At 58.9% G+C, this 16518-nt stretch carries 18 protein-coding genes; 10 read left to right on the top strand and 8 right to left on the bottom strand.

The window, feature by feature from the left end; all coding sequences use genetic code 11:
• Position 1 precedes the first annotated feature (1 nt).
• From LCH65_RS20620 to LCH65_RS20595, 6 genes are read left to right on the top strand one after another with little or no spacing between them, the layout of a single operon-like run.
• Positions 2-640: an HAD family phosphatase gene (locus tag LCH65_RS20620; protein ID WP_003366391.1), complete on the top strand. Its 639-nt coding sequence runs from the start codon at positions 2-4 to the stop codon at positions 638-640.
• Complete coding sequence (locus LCH65_RS20615; protein WP_058416250.1) at positions 637-1368, top strand: glycosyltransferase family 2 protein; 732 nt, start codon at positions 637-639, stop codon at positions 1366-1368. Before LCH65_RS20620 ends, LCH65_RS20615 begins: the two co-directional genes overlap by 4 nt.
• Positions 1365-1685, top strand: a complete 321-nt coding sequence (locus LCH65_RS20610) for a hypothetical protein (RefSeq protein WP_003317241.1) — start codon at positions 1365-1367, stop codon at positions 1683-1685. Before LCH65_RS20615 ends, LCH65_RS20610 begins: the two co-directional genes overlap by 4 nt.
• A 2-nt stretch (positions 1686-1687) precedes the next feature.
• Positions 1688-3463: a hypothetical protein gene (locus LCH65_RS20605; protein ID WP_226439754.1), complete on the top strand. Its 1776-nt coding sequence runs from the start codon at positions 1688-1690 to the stop codon at positions 3461-3463.
• Positions 3460-4065, top strand: a complete 606-nt coding sequence (locus tag LCH65_RS20600; protein ID WP_226439753.1) for a hypothetical protein — start codon at positions 3460-3462, stop codon at positions 4063-4065. Before LCH65_RS20605 ends, LCH65_RS20600 begins: the two co-directional genes overlap by 4 nt.
• Positions 4066-4119: 54 nt before the next feature.
• Positions 4120-5163, top strand: a complete 1044-nt coding sequence (locus tag LCH65_RS20595) for a WavE lipopolysaccharide synthesis family protein (protein ID WP_226439752.1) — start codon at positions 4120-4122, stop codon at positions 5161-5163.
• 30 nt (positions 5164-5193) lie between these two features.
• On the opposite strand, the gene LCH65_RS20590 is transcribed toward LCH65_RS20595, so the two are convergent.
• The gene (locus tag LCH65_RS20590; RefSeq protein WP_003317245.1) at positions 5194-5466 is read right to left on the bottom strand and encodes a helix-turn-helix transcriptional regulator; all 273 of its coding nucleotides are present in this window, start codon (positions 5464-5466) and stop codon (positions 5194-5196) included.
• 299 nt (positions 5467-5765) lie between these two features.
• Here LCH65_RS20590 and LCH65_RS20585 point away from each other — a divergent pair, with 299 nt between their 5' ends.
• A complete protein-coding gene (locus tag LCH65_RS20585; protein ID WP_083553781.1) occupies positions 5766-5966 on the top strand; it encodes a hypothetical protein in 201 nt (66 codons plus the stop codon).
• Positions 5967-6315: 349 nt separating this feature from the next.
• Here the strand turns inward: LCH65_RS20585 and LCH65_RS20580 are convergent, their stop codons facing one another.
• The 7 genes from LCH65_RS20580 to LCH65_RS20550 form a co-directional block, all read right to left on the bottom strand.
• Positions 6316-7047 carry an XRE family transcriptional regulator gene (locus LCH65_RS20580; RefSeq protein WP_032609236.1) on the bottom strand — a complete coding sequence of 244 codons (732 nt, stop codon included), beginning with the start codon at positions 7045-7047 and terminating at the stop codon, positions 6316-6318.
• Positions 7048-7401: 354 nt separating this feature from the next.
• Positions 7402-7929 carry an inorganic diphosphatase gene (gene ppa, locus LCH65_RS20575; protein ID WP_003366402.1) on the bottom strand — a complete coding sequence of 176 codons (528 nt, stop codon included), beginning with the start codon at positions 7927-7929 and terminating at the stop codon, positions 7402-7404.
• Positions 7930-8039: 110 nt separating this feature from the next.
• Entirely contained in the window at positions 8040-8849 is an 810-nt protein-coding gene (locus LCH65_RS20570; protein ID WP_054081320.1) for a M90 family metallopeptidase, read from the bottom strand.
• Between the two features lie 3 nt (positions 8850-8852).
• Positions 8853-9500 carry a DedA family protein gene (locus LCH65_RS20565; protein ID WP_003366404.1) on the bottom strand — a complete coding sequence of 216 codons (648 nt, stop codon included), beginning with the start codon at positions 9498-9500 and terminating at the stop codon, positions 8853-8855.
• Positions 9501-9750: 250 nt separating this feature from the next.
• Complete coding sequence (gene eutC, locus LCH65_RS20560; protein WP_161429197.1) at positions 9751-10599, bottom strand: ethanolamine ammonia-lyase subunit EutC; 849 nt, start codon at positions 10597-10599, stop codon at positions 9751-9753.
• Between the two features lie 11 nt (positions 10600-10610).
• Positions 10611-12005, bottom strand: a complete 1395-nt coding sequence (locus LCH65_RS20555) for an ethanolamine ammonia-lyase subunit EutB (RefSeq protein WP_099266329.1) — start codon at positions 12003-12005, stop codon at positions 10611-10613.
• 415 nt (positions 12006-12420) lie between these two features.
• Entirely contained in the window at positions 12421-13941 is a 1521-nt protein-coding gene (locus LCH65_RS20550) for an aldehyde dehydrogenase family protein (protein ID WP_044310536.1), read from the bottom strand.
• A 225-nt stretch (positions 13942-14166) separates the two neighbouring features.
• Here LCH65_RS20550 and mpl point away from each other — a divergent pair, with 225 nt between their 5' ends.
• The 3 genes from mpl to LCH65_RS20535 are packed head-to-tail and all read left to right on the top strand — an operon-like array spanning position 14167 to position 16419.
• Entirely contained in the window at positions 14167-15516 is a 1350-nt protein-coding gene (mpl, locus tag LCH65_RS20545) for a UDP-N-acetylmuramate:L-alanyl-gamma-D-glutamyl-meso-diaminopimelate ligase (RefSeq protein ID WP_058397706.1), read from the top strand.
• A complete protein-coding gene (ubiX, locus tag LCH65_RS20540; RefSeq protein WP_003366410.1) occupies positions 15513-16142 on the top strand; it encodes a flavin prenyltransferase UbiX in 630 nt (209 codons plus the stop codon). Before mpl ends, ubiX begins: the two co-directional genes overlap by 4 nt.
• Positions 16135-16419 carry a YceK/YidQ family lipoprotein gene (locus tag LCH65_RS20535; protein WP_003366412.1) on the top strand — a complete coding sequence of 95 codons (285 nt, stop codon included), beginning with the start codon at positions 16135-16137 and terminating at the stop codon, positions 16417-16419. Before ubiX ends, LCH65_RS20535 begins: the two co-directional genes overlap by 8 nt.
• The last annotated feature ends 99 nt before the right edge of the window (positions 16420-16518 follow it).

Here is a 16518-nt window from a genome sequence, read left to right as displayed (position 1 = left end):
CATGATCAAGGCAGTGATTTTCGATATGGACGGTGTTCTTATCGACGCCAAGGAATGGCATTACAACGCACTCAACAGAGCGCTCAGCCTGTTCGGTTACAACATCAGTCGCCACGAACACCTCACCGCCTACGACGGTCTGCCCACCTCGCGCAAACTCGACATGCTGAGTGTCGAACGCGACCTGCCGGTTGCGTTGCACGCCTTCATCAACGAGATGAAGCAGCAGTACACCATGGAGATTGTTTACGCCCAGTGCAAACCGACCTTTGTGCATCAGTACGCGTTGTCATCACTGAAAACGCTGGGTTACAAGCTGGCAGTGGCGTCCAACTCCATTCGCAACACCGTGGAGGTCATGATGAACAGGGCGGATCTAGACCGATACCTCGATCTGCGGCTCTCCAACGAAGACGTCAAGCATGCCAAACCAGCGCCGGATATCTACACCAAGGCCATCAGCCAACTGGGTCTTCAGCCTGAAGAATGCCTCATCGTCGAGGACAACGAGAATGGCATCAAGGCCGCCAGAGACTCAGGCGCACATGTTCTGGTCGTGGCTGAAACCTGCGATGTAAACCTCAATAACATTCTTGGCAAAGTTGAACAGATCAACTTCGACAAGGCGGCAGTCCTGTGAGCGCGTTGAATATCATTCTTCTGACCGGCAGGCAGACAGAGGCGCCGCATGATGAGGGCGAGTACCCGCACTACCTGTGCGAACTCAAAGGCAAGCCGCTGATTCATACGCTGATAGACAACTGCGCAGTACTTCAGCCGCGCAGGATGATCTGCACATTCTCGAACAACGATATCGCCCGGCTGCACCTTCGCAACATGGTCCCGCAAATGCACCCGTCGGCCAGTGTTCTACCGGTCCACAACATCACCCGTGGTGCGGCTTGCACAGCGCTTCTGGCGAGCGAAGAAATCGACAACGATGACGAACTGCTGATTCTCAGCATCAGCGACTTTCTGGATATCCAGCTGCTGGATGCAGTACGTGCGTTTCGGCAACGTCATGAGGATGCCGGAGTGGTCATCTTCAATTCTCTGCACCCTCGTTATTCATTCGCGCGCCTGGACAGCGACTGCCGGGTTATCGAAGCAGCCGAAAAGAACCCGATCAGCTCAAACGCCATTGCCGGTGTGTACTGGTTCAAGTCCGGCTCGCTATTCGTATCGGCAGCCAAGGAGATGATTCGCAAGGACGCCAGGGTCAACGACAACTTCTACATAGCCCCCGCTCTCAATGAGCTGGTGCTGTTGCAGAAGAAGATCGGCGCCTACCGGATCGAACCCAATCAGTACCGGCCACTGAAAACCGACAGTCAGCTCCACGCTTTCGAAGCAGGAGAGATGCGATGAAAACGGCAAGACTGGAAGACATGGTCAAAGGCTGGTTCGTGGGTGGATTCGAACCTGCAGTTTTCAGTACCGAGTCCTGTGAGGTCGGGGTCAAGACCTACAAGGCAGGTGAAAAGGAAGCGGCTCATTACCACAAGGTCGCCACCGAGATAACCGTACTCATTGCCGGGTCGGTCAACATGCGCGATCAGGTCTGGCATGCCGGCGACATCATCGTTCTGGAACCGGGCGATATCACGGCGTTTGAAGCGCTCACCGATGCGACCACCGTTGTCGTGAAGGTGCCGGGTGCGCTTGCTGACAAGTACGTCGTCTGACCATGAAAACGACCCATCTCCAGCACCACCCAAGCCTCGGTTACATAGCGGCGGGCAGTCTGCGCAGCCTCCCGGTGGGGCTACTGCTGCCCCATGAGTGCTCCAGCTTCATCTCGTTCCGCGCGCATCCGTTTCGCAAGCCTGAACGGGTGATCAGGAAACTGCATGCCGCACGGCGTCCGTTGTGCTTGTATGGGGCGGGTAGCTACTGTTTTTATGGTGTTCAGAGTGATTCACCGCTGTCTCCGCTGCTGCTGTGGGACGGTGCGCACTTTCTGAATGTTGGCGAAAAGATCACGGTTATCGAAGACACGCCAATCGAGTGTTATCTGGATCGTGATTACTTCGCGGGATCGCTCAAGGTCATTGCGCGTTCGGCCAACTCGGTCACTTACAGGAAAGTATCCAGGCTGACTGCGGAATCTAACGACGATCTCGACAGCTGGACCTTCGGCATTCCTGTCGGTCCGGGCGACGCCACTGTTCTCAATGCCGTCGTGAAGCGCATTCTGGAAATTGACATCCCGCACAAGGAGATACTGCTGTGCGGCACACCGGGAAGTAATTTCGCCTATTTCGACAAGGTCCGCATCGTGGGGGAGGACATCACTGCCCCGCCCGTGCAGATCTGCAAGAAGAAAAACCGTCTCGCACTGGAGGCCAGACACAGCAATCTGGTGATCCTGCACGACCGCGTCTTTCTGCCAAAACACTTCGGGGAAGTTGTCCGCCGCTTTGGCCCGCGCTATCCGTTGATGACCTTGCAAAGCATGTTCTTCGATAACCGAATCAGCATGCATCCGCGGCGTTACTCGGATTACGGCATGGCTATGGACGAGGTCGCTCAGGGGCTGCTGGGGCTGCACCGCACCAGCGGTAATGCTCAGTCCATTGCGCCGTCAATATTCCCGGACGTCGACCGGACCGGGTTCTGTTTCGCCAGCCCGATGCGCTACAACAGTGACGCCAGCTACCCGACAGGCAGCCTCTACATTTGTCGCAAGGATGTCTGGAATGCCTGCCCGCTGGACGAGTCCCTGCACTGGGTGGAGTACGAAGACATCGAGCATGCGTTGCGAGCGTCGCGCGCGGGTATTCCAAACCGTATCAATCCCTTTGGCATCACTCAGTCGGTGACCTCCCGGGCGCTGCTGGGTGGCAATGCTCCGGTCGAATCCGTTGGCGGATGTCTCGGAATATCCGGGCCTTGTTATGTGTCCCTGCTGGAAAAGAAACCTCTTTTGAACCTGTCTGCCGAGACCGCACTGGCCAGATTGCGGCAGTTCGCTGACAAATACCTGGCCAATCCGTCGGCGGTCGTTATTCCAACCGGTCTTGTTCACCTCCCTGTTCGAGCCTGGATCGAACTGATCGATAATGTGGTGCAGCAGTCCACGTTCAAAAACGACAGTGAGACGGTCAGAGCGTTTATCAACGACTTCGAGAGGCTCGTGTTGCTCGACCAGCTACCGAGCATGCGTCAGGAGTTTCTGGTCAATCGCTTCCTCACAGACCCTGTGCTGGCCAAACAGACACTGATCACACAGAGCTGCGAGGTGCGCAATATGTTGCGTCAACGCGGCAGGCAGACCTGGTTTGCTCGCCAGCAGGATGATTACTTTCACCACAACCTTCTGTCGCTCCCCGGCATTTTGATTTCGGCCGTTCGTGCTTATCGAAATAACGGGAAAAGTTTCTATTTTGAAAGCCTGTGGGCTGCTGTGAAAGCCATCTACAACTCGACTCCCTTTATGTCCTACAGCAAGGGGGCGAAGTGAAGGTATTCGTCGTTTCTCATTTGAGCCCCAGCAACGCCAGCCATCAGTTGATCTGTCAGTTGGCGCGCATTCAGCACGAGCATAGGACGACCGTTCCCGTCCTTGTGATTGATGACCGTTACAACCTGGCCGAACTACCCGCCAGCGATTCATCGACCGAACACGCTTTGTTCAGCCTGGATGATTTTCTTCACTGCAATGCTGTAAGCGGCATCGTGGCAAACAGAGTTGCCCAGCACATGGATAAAGTCGAAAGCGACTGGGTGCTGATCGATTTTGGCCAGCATGACTCTGCTACCTGCATGGACTTCATCCAGAAAATTGCTCGCTACAACTATCTGAGCACCAAGCTGCGAAAGCGAAACCTCGTGATCATGGTGCCCGCCATGCACCTGGGCATTTATTCGCGAACCCTCAATGCGTCGTTCAACAATTTGCCGGCAAGCACAACAGCCTCAGCCCGTTCCGTTCAGATTGGCAGGCTGTTCATGGTCACTCGTCTTGAAAGAGTACTGATAAGTCTTCCATTGCTGGCGGGCATCCTGCGTCGAATGCGGCGTGTTGCTCTGCGCGTCTTTCGGCGTGTTGCAAGATCCCATTGACCGATCTGCCGCTAGCCGTCGGTAGCAGGCGCTTCTCATTACAAGGTTAAACACATGCCTCATCTTGTGGCCGTCGACTCCAGAAAAATCAGCGTGGTTATTCAGGGGCCCCTGTATCGCAACCTGAGTTCCAAACGAAATATCTTCGCCTGCATCGTATCGATCCGGACGCACCTGCCAGATGCCGAAATCATCGTTTCGACCTGGCGTCATGAAGATACGTCCGATGTGAAGGCGGACCAGATCGTCATGTCGGATGATCCGGGTGCCTTCGTTGATGACGCCGGTAATCAGATCAACATCAATCGCATGCTGCGGTCGACGCTATGCGGTATTCAAAGCGCTTCAAGACCCTATGTCATGAAAATGCGCGCCGATCACAACCTGACCAGCGCTGCACTGGCTGTCATAGGTCAGTCCGATGATACCGAGCCGGGCGAGACACAGCTGTTCGACACGCCCATCACCACCACGACGCTTTATATTCGCGACCCTGAACGGTTGCCGATGTTGTTCCACATATCGGATCTCGTTCAATTCGGCACGCGCGAAGCAATGCTCGCCATGTGGGAGCAACCACTGTTCGCAAGGGACGCGCTTTTCAACGACAGGCCGTCTCGCAACCCGTTTGGCAACTTCATTGGCTACACGTCCGCGCGCCTGGTGAGCGAGCAGGCACTGATGCTGGGTGTCATGCGCAGGAAGGGCATCGACGCCCGGCTCGCACGACCCTGCGAGGTAGGGCTGAGCAACCTGAAGTTATGGGACAACGTCTTGAGACGCAGCTTCAGAGTCCTCAACCACTGCGAGGCTGGCGTCGACTTCCCGGAACGTTTTCTGACCAGCCCCCGCGTACTGACCACACTCTACAAAGCCTCTGCGATAGAGCAATTGCAAAGGCTTGACCCGAAGGGCTACAGGCTGAGAATAGCGCGCATCTGGCTCAATCAATACCTGCTGACCTGCCTGCGCCCCGGCTGGTGGGTGTCCTTTGCGACCATCGTACTGTTCAGCACCTCACCGACTCTCGCCAAGCGCATTCGCTCGTACTGGCGCACGCTGAGGAACGTGGCGCATGCGGAGTCTTATCGGGTTTGAGGGCTGGGCGTGTGTAGGTATCGAAATACGTCACGCGTTACGCAAGCGTTCATCCAGCATATCCAGCAAAGCTTGCTGACTCATCGACGCCTGCTTTGCATAGCACGAGACCAGCAGCTCAAGCGGATGAATTCCGATCCTGGTCGCGAGCTGATCCAGCTTTTCAAGCGTCGGGCTCTTCAACCCGCGTTCGATCTCGGACAGATACGTCCTGCCGCTGACCCCGACAAAATCCTCCTGCGTGAGACCCTTCGCTTCGCGCGCTTCTTTCAGTGCTGCTCCGATTGCGTTGCTCAGATCCATTGCGCACCCCCTTTACAAAAGGAAGGGATTTCGCTTGAATGCACGTTATAGCGCTACACGCTATAGCATTCATTATGCCGAGTGCGCTTTACAAGGATGAGTCGCTGCCACAGCAAAGGAGTAGATGCTTCATGAGTCGTCACAAAGCCTGCGGATCATCGCAACGGCGTCAAGCATCAAGATACCTACCCATCTGCAAAAAATGTCGCGCTCTCCAGCGCCTGCGTTCGCGGATAGGTGTTCTAGCCGAGGCATCCCCAAAGCCCAAGCCCTCGACTGGCCCCCAAATCGTCAGCGCAATGTACGCCTATCTCATGACCAGCTGGGAAGAACTGCCCGAACAGAACAAGCGTGCGCTCGGCTTCGATTCAATCGTGGGCGGTGAAGAGGAAGAGGCAGCGCTGAATCGATTGGCAACGCTGTTTATGGAGTATGCGGATGTTTCCCTGCGCAGGGCGCTGGTGGCGCGGCGGAGGCGGTTGGGGAAGGGCGGTGGGTAGTTTCTGTGAGCAATTGGACAACCAGCAAAGTACTGCCAGCGGCTGATTTGGCGGGAAGCTTCTCAAGCAGATGATATCCACTGTCCGGCCGCAGTAAGAAAGCAGCAGACATTAAAAAGCCGGCTTGTGGCCGGCTTCTCGTAGGCGGTTCTGATCTATTTTTGATAGACCGCAATCGCCTTCAACAGGTACGCCTCTTGAAGAAGCGCGAATAGACAACAGGGCAAACGGATCACATGCCCCGTTCAAACACCGCATCGCATGACTGCGTCAGGTGCTCTGGATGGCGAACAGGATACTGAACTTCGCCTCCCATGCCCAGCCCGAATGCCTTTCAGCCGTAAACACCTCATAACAGCAGCATGGCATTGCGTCGGCTGTTCAGGGTCGACCACCAGAATATCCAGCCCAGAATCCGTATTTTCTCCCGGTCGATGTCTTCGGCGCTGAACAGTTCGTCCGGGTATTCGGCGTCGTTGTGGCTGCGCAGGCGCAGGCCGCCGTTGGGCAGGCGGTAGAGGTAGCGGACGCGCAGGATGCCGCCGTGTTCGAGGGCGTAGATTTCGCCGTCGATGACCTGGGTCAGTTCGCGGTCGACGCCGAGGATCGAGCCGTCCTGGATCTTGTCGGCCATGCTGTTGCCGACCATGGCGACGCACATGCAGTTTTTCGGGTCGATGCCCATGTTCTGCAGGACTTGCAGGGGCAGGCGGATTTTCTGTCCGGGGGCTTCGGCGAGGACGGTCTTGCCGAGGCCTTGGGTGGATTCCGCTTCCATGAAAATCTGGATTTCCACGTCGCCGCGCGACACGTTTCTGGCCTGATGAATGATGACGCGGGTATTGCCGCCGGTGTTTTCATTGGCGCATTCGTTAGGGTGTTTGGGGCCTTCGCCGGTGCGCAGCCAGCGGGCGTTAACGGTCAACAGTTCAGCCACCTCGTCAATCCGCGCCATGGGCACGCCACGCTTGAACCAGTTATTGACGTGTTGCGGCGTGATTTTGCGGTTGGCGGCAAAATCAGTCGCTGTGAGATGGCACTCCCGAAGGAGGATGCGGAGTCGATCACCTGATGTATTCATAGTGGCGAAGTCTACGGGCGTCGTCTGGGCGTTTAAATGAACGAGGTGTTGACGTCGACGTTATCCCAGGGTGGGCGTGGCTATCCGGACTACGGATGGAATGAATGTCGTGTAGGTGGATTCCGTAATAGCGCTTTTGGCGCTAAACGAGGTATTGCGCGTTTACCCCCGCTATACGGGCATTAACGAACTGTTCATTGAATGTCTAAAAGGCGGGCGCATTTTTAAACGTGCGTGCTGCAAAAAAACGGGTGATTTCGTTTCAGCAAGAGAGGTGTGCGGGGAGGTGCAGCGAGGAGGGGGGAGCGTGTTTCAGGGCACGGGTGTTCGCGCCCTGAAACGCCAGATCGGTGATCAGCCTTTGAAGGCCGCAACCGATTTGGTGATCTCGGCGCGGGCAGCGTCAGCGTTGCCCCAACCTTCGATCTTCACCCATTTGCCTTTTTCGAGATCCTTGTAGTTCTCGAAGAAGTGCTTGATTTGCTCCAGCAGCAGCGGCGGCAGATCGGTGTACTCTTTCACGTCGACGTACAGCTGGGACAGCTTGTCGTGTGGCACCGCGATAACTTTGGCATCGCCGCCGCCGTCGTCAGTCATGTGCAGGATGCCTACCGGGCGTGCGCGGATAACCGAGCCTGGAGTAACCGGGTATGGGGTTACCACCAGCACGTCCAGCGGGTCGCCGTCGTCAGCCAGGGTGTTGGGAATGAAACCGTAGTTGGCCGGGTAGAACATTGGGGTGGCCATGAAACGGTCAACGAACAGGCAATCGGAATCTTTGTCGATTTCGTATTTGATCGGCGCGTGGTTGGCCGGGATTTCGATCGCGACGTAGATGTCGTTCGGCAGGTCTTTACCCGCCGGAATCTTGCTGTAGCTCATTGGGCATTGCCCCCCTAGTTGACCAGACAGATTGTGGCGCGAACCGCCATAAAGTGGTCCGGATTATAGGCATATTCTGTTTTGGTTGCCACGCATGGCCTTGGCGGCCGTCAGCTGTCCCGGTAAGCCGGGTCCTGTTGACGCAGCAGGTCGAGCCGCGCCAGGGTGTCCTGGCGGTAGAACGCTTTCAGTTGTTCGTAGACTGCCGGGTAACTGCTGTGCAGCAGATCGGGTGCGCTGAAGAAGTATTCGCTGGTCACGGCGAAGAATTCGGCGGGGTCTTCGGCGGCATAGGGATCGATGGCGGGCTCGGCGTCGGGGTTGTGGTCCAGTTGCCGGTTGAGATCATCGAACGCGCTTTGCATGACGCGAGCCCATTCGGTCACCTGCATATCGCTGTGCAGCGGCGGCAGGCCATTGGCGTCGCCGTTGAGCATGTCGAGCTTGTGCGCCAGTTCATGGATCACCAGGTTGTAGCCATCCCAGTCGCCGCTGCTCAATACGCCGGGCCAGGCCAGAATCACCGGGCCCTGTAGCCAGGCCTCGCCACTGTGCTCGCCATCCCACTCGTGTTCGACGCCGCTGGCATCGCGATGGCGCTGCGGGCTGACGAAGTCGTCGGGGTACAACACGATTTCATGAAAACCCTGATACCAGTTCAGTTCGCCCAGGTTCAGCAGCGGCAGTTGCGCCTGGGCGGCGAGGAACAGCCGTTGTTCGTCATCCAGATCAACGCCCGGCAGTGCGCTGAGGTGTTTGTCATGCAGAAAAAGCACGCAGGCGTCACGCAGTTGCGCGTGTTGCTCACTGCTCAGGCCATCAAGGATCGGCAGACGTGCGCAGACGTTCTGCCATAGTTCTTCAGCAACCGGGTGTCGGGCCAGCGTGCGCTGCCTGCGCCAGTGGCTGAATGACCACATGGTTCAGCGCGCGTCGACCGGACGCGCGGTGCGGCTGCGCACCACGCCGATGACCATCGGCACCAGTGACAGCAGGATGATTGCCAGTACCAGGAAGGTCAGGTTGTGCTTGATGAATGGCACGTTGCCGAAGAAGAAGCCCAGGGTCACCAGACTGCCGACCCACAGCACCGAACCCAGCACGCTGAAGCCCACGAAGCGCGGATAGGACATCCTGCCCACACCGGCTACAAACGGCGCGAAGGTGCGGATAATCGGCAGGAAGCGCGCCAGCGTGACGGTCTTGCCGCCGTGGCGTGCGTAAAAATCCTGGGTGCGCAGCAGGTAGTCGCGGCGGAAGATGCGCGATGACGAATTGCTGAACAGTTTTTCGCCAACCGTGCGGCCAATCACGTAGTTGGTGCTGTCGCCCAGAATCGCTGCGAGCATCAGCAACCCGGCCAGCAGGACCGGGTCCATGCCGCCACCGGCAGCCACGGCGCCAGCGATGAACAGCAGCGAGTCGCCCGGCAGGAAGGGCATGATCACCAGCCCGGTCTCGCAGAAAATCACCAGAAACAGAATCGCGTAAACCCATGTGCCGTAGTTGGTCACCAACAGGTCAAGGTAAACGTCGAGATGCAGAATAAGGTCGAGCGGGTTGAATTCCATTAAAGCACCTGAGGCGAGAACCCTGTCCGGGGTCGCATGCGGAAGAAACGACTGTGCGTATGCGCGGCATTATAGAAGCAGAATGCGCAGAAGGGGCTTCGGAATAAGCGGCGGGGTTGAATGGGGGGGGGAGCGGTACGTCTTCAGAAGGGATGAACAGGCCGCAACGTTCATCCGGGCTGATGCCATACGCCGGGCTGATTACGCGAATCGACCCGGCGGCTTGGAATGGCATAAGCCTGCATGGGGCCTAATGCGGCGCTGCAGGACCGTCGAGCAGGAAGTTGCCGATGGGTTTGTCTGAATGATCATCAGTGCCGTCTGATTCCAGAATCTGCAGCTCAGCTTCGTCCTTCAGATTGACCCCGGAAATCTGCCGCCTGCAGGCCTCGCGCATCAGGTACAGCAGCCGATGAGCGGCCATGCCGTAGCTCAAGCCTTCCAGGCGCACATTGGAAATACAGTTGCGGTGCGCGTCGTTCAGCCCGACCTTCGGCGCGTAGGTGAAGTACAGGCCCAGACTGTCCGGGGAGCTGAGACCGGGGCGCTCGCCGATCAGAATGACCACCATCTTCGCACCGAGCAGTTCGCCGACCTCATCGGCCACGGCGACGCGGCCCTGTTCGACCATGATCACTGGCGACAGCGACCAGCCCTCGGCACTGGCCTGTTCTTCCAGGCGAATGAGGAAAGGCACCGCATGCCGATGCACCGCCAGGGCGGACAGACCGTCGGCGACCACTACCGCCAGATCGAGACCGCCCGGATGTGCAGCGGCGTAGTCACGCAACGTCTGCGCTGATTCGTCATTCAGGCGACGGCCCAGATCCGGACGCTGCAGGTAGCTGTCCCGGTCGGCCGCGGCGCTGTGCAGCAACAGGGTTTCACGACCTTTTTCGGTCAGTTGTGCGCTGATCGCGGCATGGTCGAAGGCCAGATGCACCGCGTCGCGTGCCTGCGCATGAGCGGATTGAAAGTCCAGTTGCGCAGAGGTCGGCAGGCTGGTGCCGGTACGACCCAGCGCAATACGCGCGGGGGTCAGGCGGCGCAGTTCCAGCCAGGGATTGGTGGGGGCGGCGCTGTCTTGTAGTTCGTTCATCGGCTCGTCACTCATGCTAGATGCGCCAGCGCCTGACGGAAGGCAGGCGGCAGGCTGTCGCCGAAGCGCACACGACCGTCGGCCTGGGTGAAGATGCCCATTTTCTCCAGCCAGGCTTCGTATTCCGGTGCAGGACGCAGGCCCAGGCTTTGCCTGGCGTACAGCGCGTCGTGGAACGAGGTGGTCTGGTAGTTGAGCATGATGTCGTCGGAGCCGGGAATGCCCATGATGAAGTTGATCCCCGCGACGCCCAGCAATGTCAGCAGAGTGTCCATGTCGTCCTGATCGGCCTCTGCGTGGTTGGTGTAGCAGATGTCACAGCCCATCGGTACGCCCAGCAGTTTGCCGCAGAAGTGATCCTCCAGACCGGCGCGGATGATCTGTTTGCCGTTGTACAGGTACTCGGGGCCGATGAAGCCGACCACGGTGTTGACCAGAAACGGATTGAAATGCCGGGCGACGGCATAGGCGCGGGTCTCGCAGGTCTGCTGGTCGACGCCATGGTGCGCGTTGGCCGACAGCGCGCTGCCTTGCCCGGTCTCGAAATACATCAGGTTTTGCCCGAGGGTGCCGCGGTTCAGGCTCAGGCCCGCTTCATAGCCTTCCTGCAACAGCTTGAGACTGATGCCGAAGCTGGCGTTGGCGGCTTCGGTGCCGGTGATCGACTGAAACACCAGATCGACCGGTACGCCACGGTTGATCACTTCAATCGAGGTGGTGACGTGGGTCAGCACGCAGGATTGCGTGGGGATTTCATAGCGCTGGACAATGGCGTCGAGCATTTCCAGCAGAGCAACGATGGACGAGGTGCTGTCAGTGGCCGGGTTGATGCCGATCATGGCATCGCCGTTACCGTACAGCAGGCCGTCGAGCACGCTGGCGGCAATGCCGGACGGGTCGTCGGTGGGGTGATTGGGTTGCAGGCGTGTCGACAGCCGGCCGCGCAGGCCCATGGTGTTACGGAAGCGTGTCACCACGCGGATTTTCTGCGCCACCAGCACCAGATCCTGCACGCGCATGATCTTTGAAACGGCAGCGGCCATTTCCGGGGTCAGGCCGGGAGCCAGCGCGCGCAGACTGGTTTCGTCGGCCTTGTCGCTAAGCAGCCAGTCGCGAAAGCCGCCGACTGTCAGATGACTGACCGGGGCAAACGCCAGTTTGTCGTGGGTGTCGATGATCAGCCGGGTAACTTCGTCCCGTTCGTAAGGGATCAGGGCTTCTTCAAGAAAGTGCTTGAGCGGAATGTTCGCCAGCGCCATCTGCGCGGCGACTCGCTCGCCGTCGTTCTGCGCCGCGACTTCGGCCAGATAGTCACCGGAGCGCGCAGGACTGGCCTTGGCCATGACTTCTTTGAGGCTGTCGAAGCGGTACGTCTGCGCACCGACAGAATGGGAAAAGCTCGCCATACAGATTCTCCATGACGTCGCGCTGCTTGCGTCGGACGTAGTCTTTCGCTGAAACGGATACGTCCCGGTTCAAACGACTGTGGGAAGCGATGCAAGCAATTAATACTCCATCCTGGCCGGGAGTGCGAGTTTGCAACCATGAACGGAGGATTCAGAGCAAAGATGCATCACGCCAGGGCGGTGGGCCAGGGCGCGATGCACAGGGTTGGTGCGTGATGTGTTTCTTGTTACCGCGCAATAGGGCTCGGTGCTATACACAAGTCCGCTTTTGATTCTGGCCGAAGGCCGTGGGAGCGAACTTGTTCGCGAAAGGGCCAGTACATTCTCCGGGAAGGTATCGTCTGAACTACCGTCTTCGCGGACAAGTCCGCTCCTACAGTGGGCGTGTTCCAACCTGAACAGGGGACCTAAATACCTAGAAGAAACCCAGCGGATTGGTGTCGTAGCTCACCAGCAGGTTTTTGGTCTGTTGATAATGCTCAAGCGCGATTTTGTGGGTTTCGCGGCCGACGCCGGATTTCTTGTAGCCACCGAACGCGGCGTGTGCCGGGTACAGGTGGTAGCAGTTGGTCCACACGCGTCCGGCCTTGATCGCACGGCCCACGCGGTAGGCGCGGTTGATGTCGCGGGTCCACAGGCCTGCGCCCAGACCGAACTCGGTATCGTTGGCGATGGCCACGGCTTCTGCTTCGTCCTTGAAGGTCGTGACGCTGACCACCGGGCCGAAGATTTCTTCCTGGAACACGCGCATTTTATTGTTGCCTTTGAGCAGCGTCGGCTGAATGTAGTAGCCAGTGGACAGGTTGCCCTCCAGCTTCTCCACTTTGCCGCCGGTCAACAGTTCGGCACCTTCGCCCTTGGCGATGTCCAGGTACGAAAGAATCTTGTCGAATTGTTGCTCGGATGCCTGCGCGCCGACCATGGTGTCGGTGTCCAGCGGGTCGCCGCGCTTGATCTTCTCGACCTTGCGCATCACCGCTTCCATGAACTGCGGATAGATCGACTCCTGCACCAGCGCGCGAGACGGGCAGGTGCAGACTTCGCCCTGATTGAAGAACGCCAGCACCAGGCCTTCGGCGGCCTTGTCGATGAACTCCGGCTCGGCGCTCATGATGTCTTCGAAGAAGATGTTCGGCGACTTGCCGCCCAGTTCCACAGTGGACGGGATGATGTTGTCCGCCGCCAGTTTCATGATGTGTGAGCCGACCGGTGTCGAGCCGGTAAAGGCGATTTTGGCGATGCGTTTGCTGCTGGCTAGCGCTTCACCCGCTTCGCGGCCATAACCCTGCACGATGTTCAGCACGCCGGGAGGCAGCAGGTCGCCGATCAGTTCGATCAGCACGCTGATGCCCAGCGGCGTCTGCTCGGCAGGTTTGAGCACGATGCAATTACCGGCAGCCAGCGCAGGGGCGAGTTTCCAGGCGGCCATCAGGAGCGGGAAGTTCCACGGGATGATCTGCCCGACCACGCCCAGCGGCTCATGAATGTGATAGGCCACGGTATTGCCGTCGATTTCGGCGGCGCTGCCTTCTTGCGCACGCAGCACGCCGGCGAAGTAGCGGAAATGGTCGGCGGCCAGCGGAATATCGGCGTTGAGGGTTTCGCGGATTGCCTTGCCGTTGTCCCAGGTTTCGGTGATGGCCAGGACTTCCAGATTGGCTTCGATGCGATCGGCAATCTTCAGCAGGACCAGCGAGCGGGCCTGCACCGAGGTCGAGCCCCAGGCCGCAGCGGCAGCGTGCGCGGCGTCGAGTGCCTTGTCGATGTCTTCGGCGGTGGAGCGCGGAAACTCTGCAATGGCCTTGCCGGTGACCGGCGAGGTGTTGGTGAAATACTGGCCTTTCACCGGTGCGACGAACTCGCCGCCGATGTAGTTACCGTAGCGTTCCTTGAAGTTGACGATAGCGCCTTCGGTACCGGGATGAGCGTAACGCATGGTATGTCTCCTGGTTCTTGTTGTGAGGGAGTCTGTGTCGATTCTGCTTTCGGGTATCTGGCAATAAGCGTTCAAGAATAGGCCATTTGCATTCGGCCGTGGCTAGGACTTTAGGCTTATCTGCCTGGCATTGAAATGGCTTGCGCGCGCGAGACGACGGACAAACTCAGGGTGCCATTTCACCGTCCCTACGTTAACCTGCGCAGATGTTCTGAGAGGTTGGTCATGCATATTCATATCCTTGGTATCTGCGGCACGTTCATGGGGTCTCTGGCGGTGCTCGCCAAAGAGTTGGGGCACCGGGTCACGGGCTCCGACGCCAATGTCTATCCACCGATGAGCACCCAGCTCCAGGCGCAGGGCATCGAGCTGACCCAAGGCTATGATCCCGTGCAACTGATTCCCGCGCCGGACCTGGTAGTGGTCGGCAACGCGCTGTCGCGTGGCAACCCTGCGGTTGAATATGTGCTCAACACCGGTTTGCCGTATGTGTCTGGCCCGCAGTGGCTGGCGGACCATGTGCTGCAAGGCCGCTGGGTACTGGCCGTGGCCGGCACGCACGGCAAGACCACCACCAGCAGCATGCTGGCCTGGGTGCTGGAACACGCGGGCATGAGCCCCGGCTTCCTGATCGGCGGCATCCCGCAGAACTTCGCCGTGTCGGCGCGTCTGGGCGAGACCCCGTTCTTTGTGGTCGAGGCCGATGAGTACGACAGCGCGTTCTTCGACAAACGCTCCAAGTTCGTTCACTACCGCCCACGGACAGCGATCCTCAACAATCTTGAGTTCGATCATGCCGACATCTTCCCCGATCTGCCGGCCATCGAACGCCAGTTTCACCATCTGGTGCGTACTATCCCGAGTGAAGGCTTGGTGATCCATCCGACTACCGAGCCGGCGTTGTCGCGGGTCATCGAGATGGGCTGCTGGACGCCGGTACAGACCACAGGCCAGAACGGTCAGTGGCAGGCACGACTGTTGAGCGAAGACGGCTCGCGCTTTGAAGTGCTGTTCGAAGGCGAGCTTCAAGGCACCGTCGACTGGGACATGACCGGTCAGCACAACGTAGCAAACGCCCTGGCGACGCTGGCAGCCGCTCGCCATGTTGGCGTGGTGCCGCTGCTGGGTGTGCAGGCGCTCAGTGCATTCAAGAGCGTCAAACGGCGTATGGAAAAGGTCGCCGACGTGCGCGGCATCACTATTTATGATGACTTCGCTCATCATCCCACGGCCATCGCCACCACGCTGGACGGCCTGCGCAAAAAGGTCGGTGATGCGTCGATCATTGCAGTCATCGAGCCGCGCTCCAACTCGATGAAGCTTGGCGCGCATCGCGATGGCTTGCGGGAAAGCGTGAGTCAGGCGGATCAGGTGGTCTGGTATGCGCCGCCCAATCTGGGCTGGGACCTGGCGGCAACAGTGGCGGGAGGCACTGTGCCCGCGTTGGTCTGTGATTCCCTCGAGGCAATCATCGCCCAGGTCAAAAGCCAGGCGCAGCCCGGCACGCACATTGTGATCATGAGCAACGGCGGCTTTGGCGGTCTGCATGGCAAACTGGCGGAGGCGTTGCAATGAGCGGCCCGGAGCGCGTCACCGTCGCGATGACCGGTGCATCAGGCGCGCAATATGGCCTGCGCCTGCTGGATTGTCTGGTGCGTGAGGACCGGGAAGTACATTTCCTGATCTCCAAGGCGGCGCAACTGGTGATGGCCACCGAGACCGACGTGCGCCTGCCGCCCAAGGCGATGATGATGCAGGCGTTTCTGACGGAGTACACCGGTGCGTCTGCCGGGCAGATTCGCGTCTATGGACGCGATGACTGGATGTCGCCAGTGGCCTCCGGCTCGGGTGCGCCCAGCGCGATGGTGGTGGTGCCGTGTTCCACCGGTTCGCTGTCGGCGATTGCCACCGGGGCTTGCAACAATCTGATCGAGCGCGCCGCTGACGTCACGCTGAAGGAGCGGCGCCAGTTGATTCTGGTGCCGCGCGAAGCGCCGTATTCCAGCATTCATCTGGAACACATGCTCAAGCTGTCGAACATGGGCGCAGTGATTCTGCCGGCGTCTCCCGGCTTTTATCACCAGCCGCAGACCATCGACGACCTGGTGGACTTTATCGTCGCGCGGATCCTCAACCTGCTGAATATTCCTCAGGACATGTTGCCGCGCTGGGGCGAGCACCATATTGGCGGCGATGAATAAGCTGCTGCTGGTAGCGCTTGCGCTGGCGCTGACCGGATGCGCAACGGCACGCACGCTCAATGCGGCCAAACCTGGTGCGCCGGTGGTGTATGCCGGTACGCGGTTGAATATGTACGCGCTGCAGGGTGGTTGCTGTGCCGCCGACCGATTCGGCGCAGACGCTCCCAGCTACCCGGGCCTGGACCTGCCTGGCAGTGCGCTGCTCGACACCCTGCTGCTGCCACTGTCATTGCTGACCGCAGCGGGACTGGGGGTTCAGGCTACAGGCGGGCTTTAGGGGGGCGGAGCGACACCTGGGCTATCGGGTAAGGCTCCCTTGGGTGACGCAGAGCGTCACGAACTGCATTCCCACGCGGAGCGCGGGAACGATCAGCGC

This window comes from Pseudomonas sp. MWU16-30316 (assembly GCF_020515645.1).
GTDB lineage: Bacteria > Pseudomonadota > Gammaproteobacteria > Pseudomonadales > Pseudomonadaceae > Aquipseudomonas > Aquipseudomonas cerasi.
Note: the sequence above shows the minus strand (reverse complement) of the source record. Positions and strands in the feature narration are given on the sequence as shown.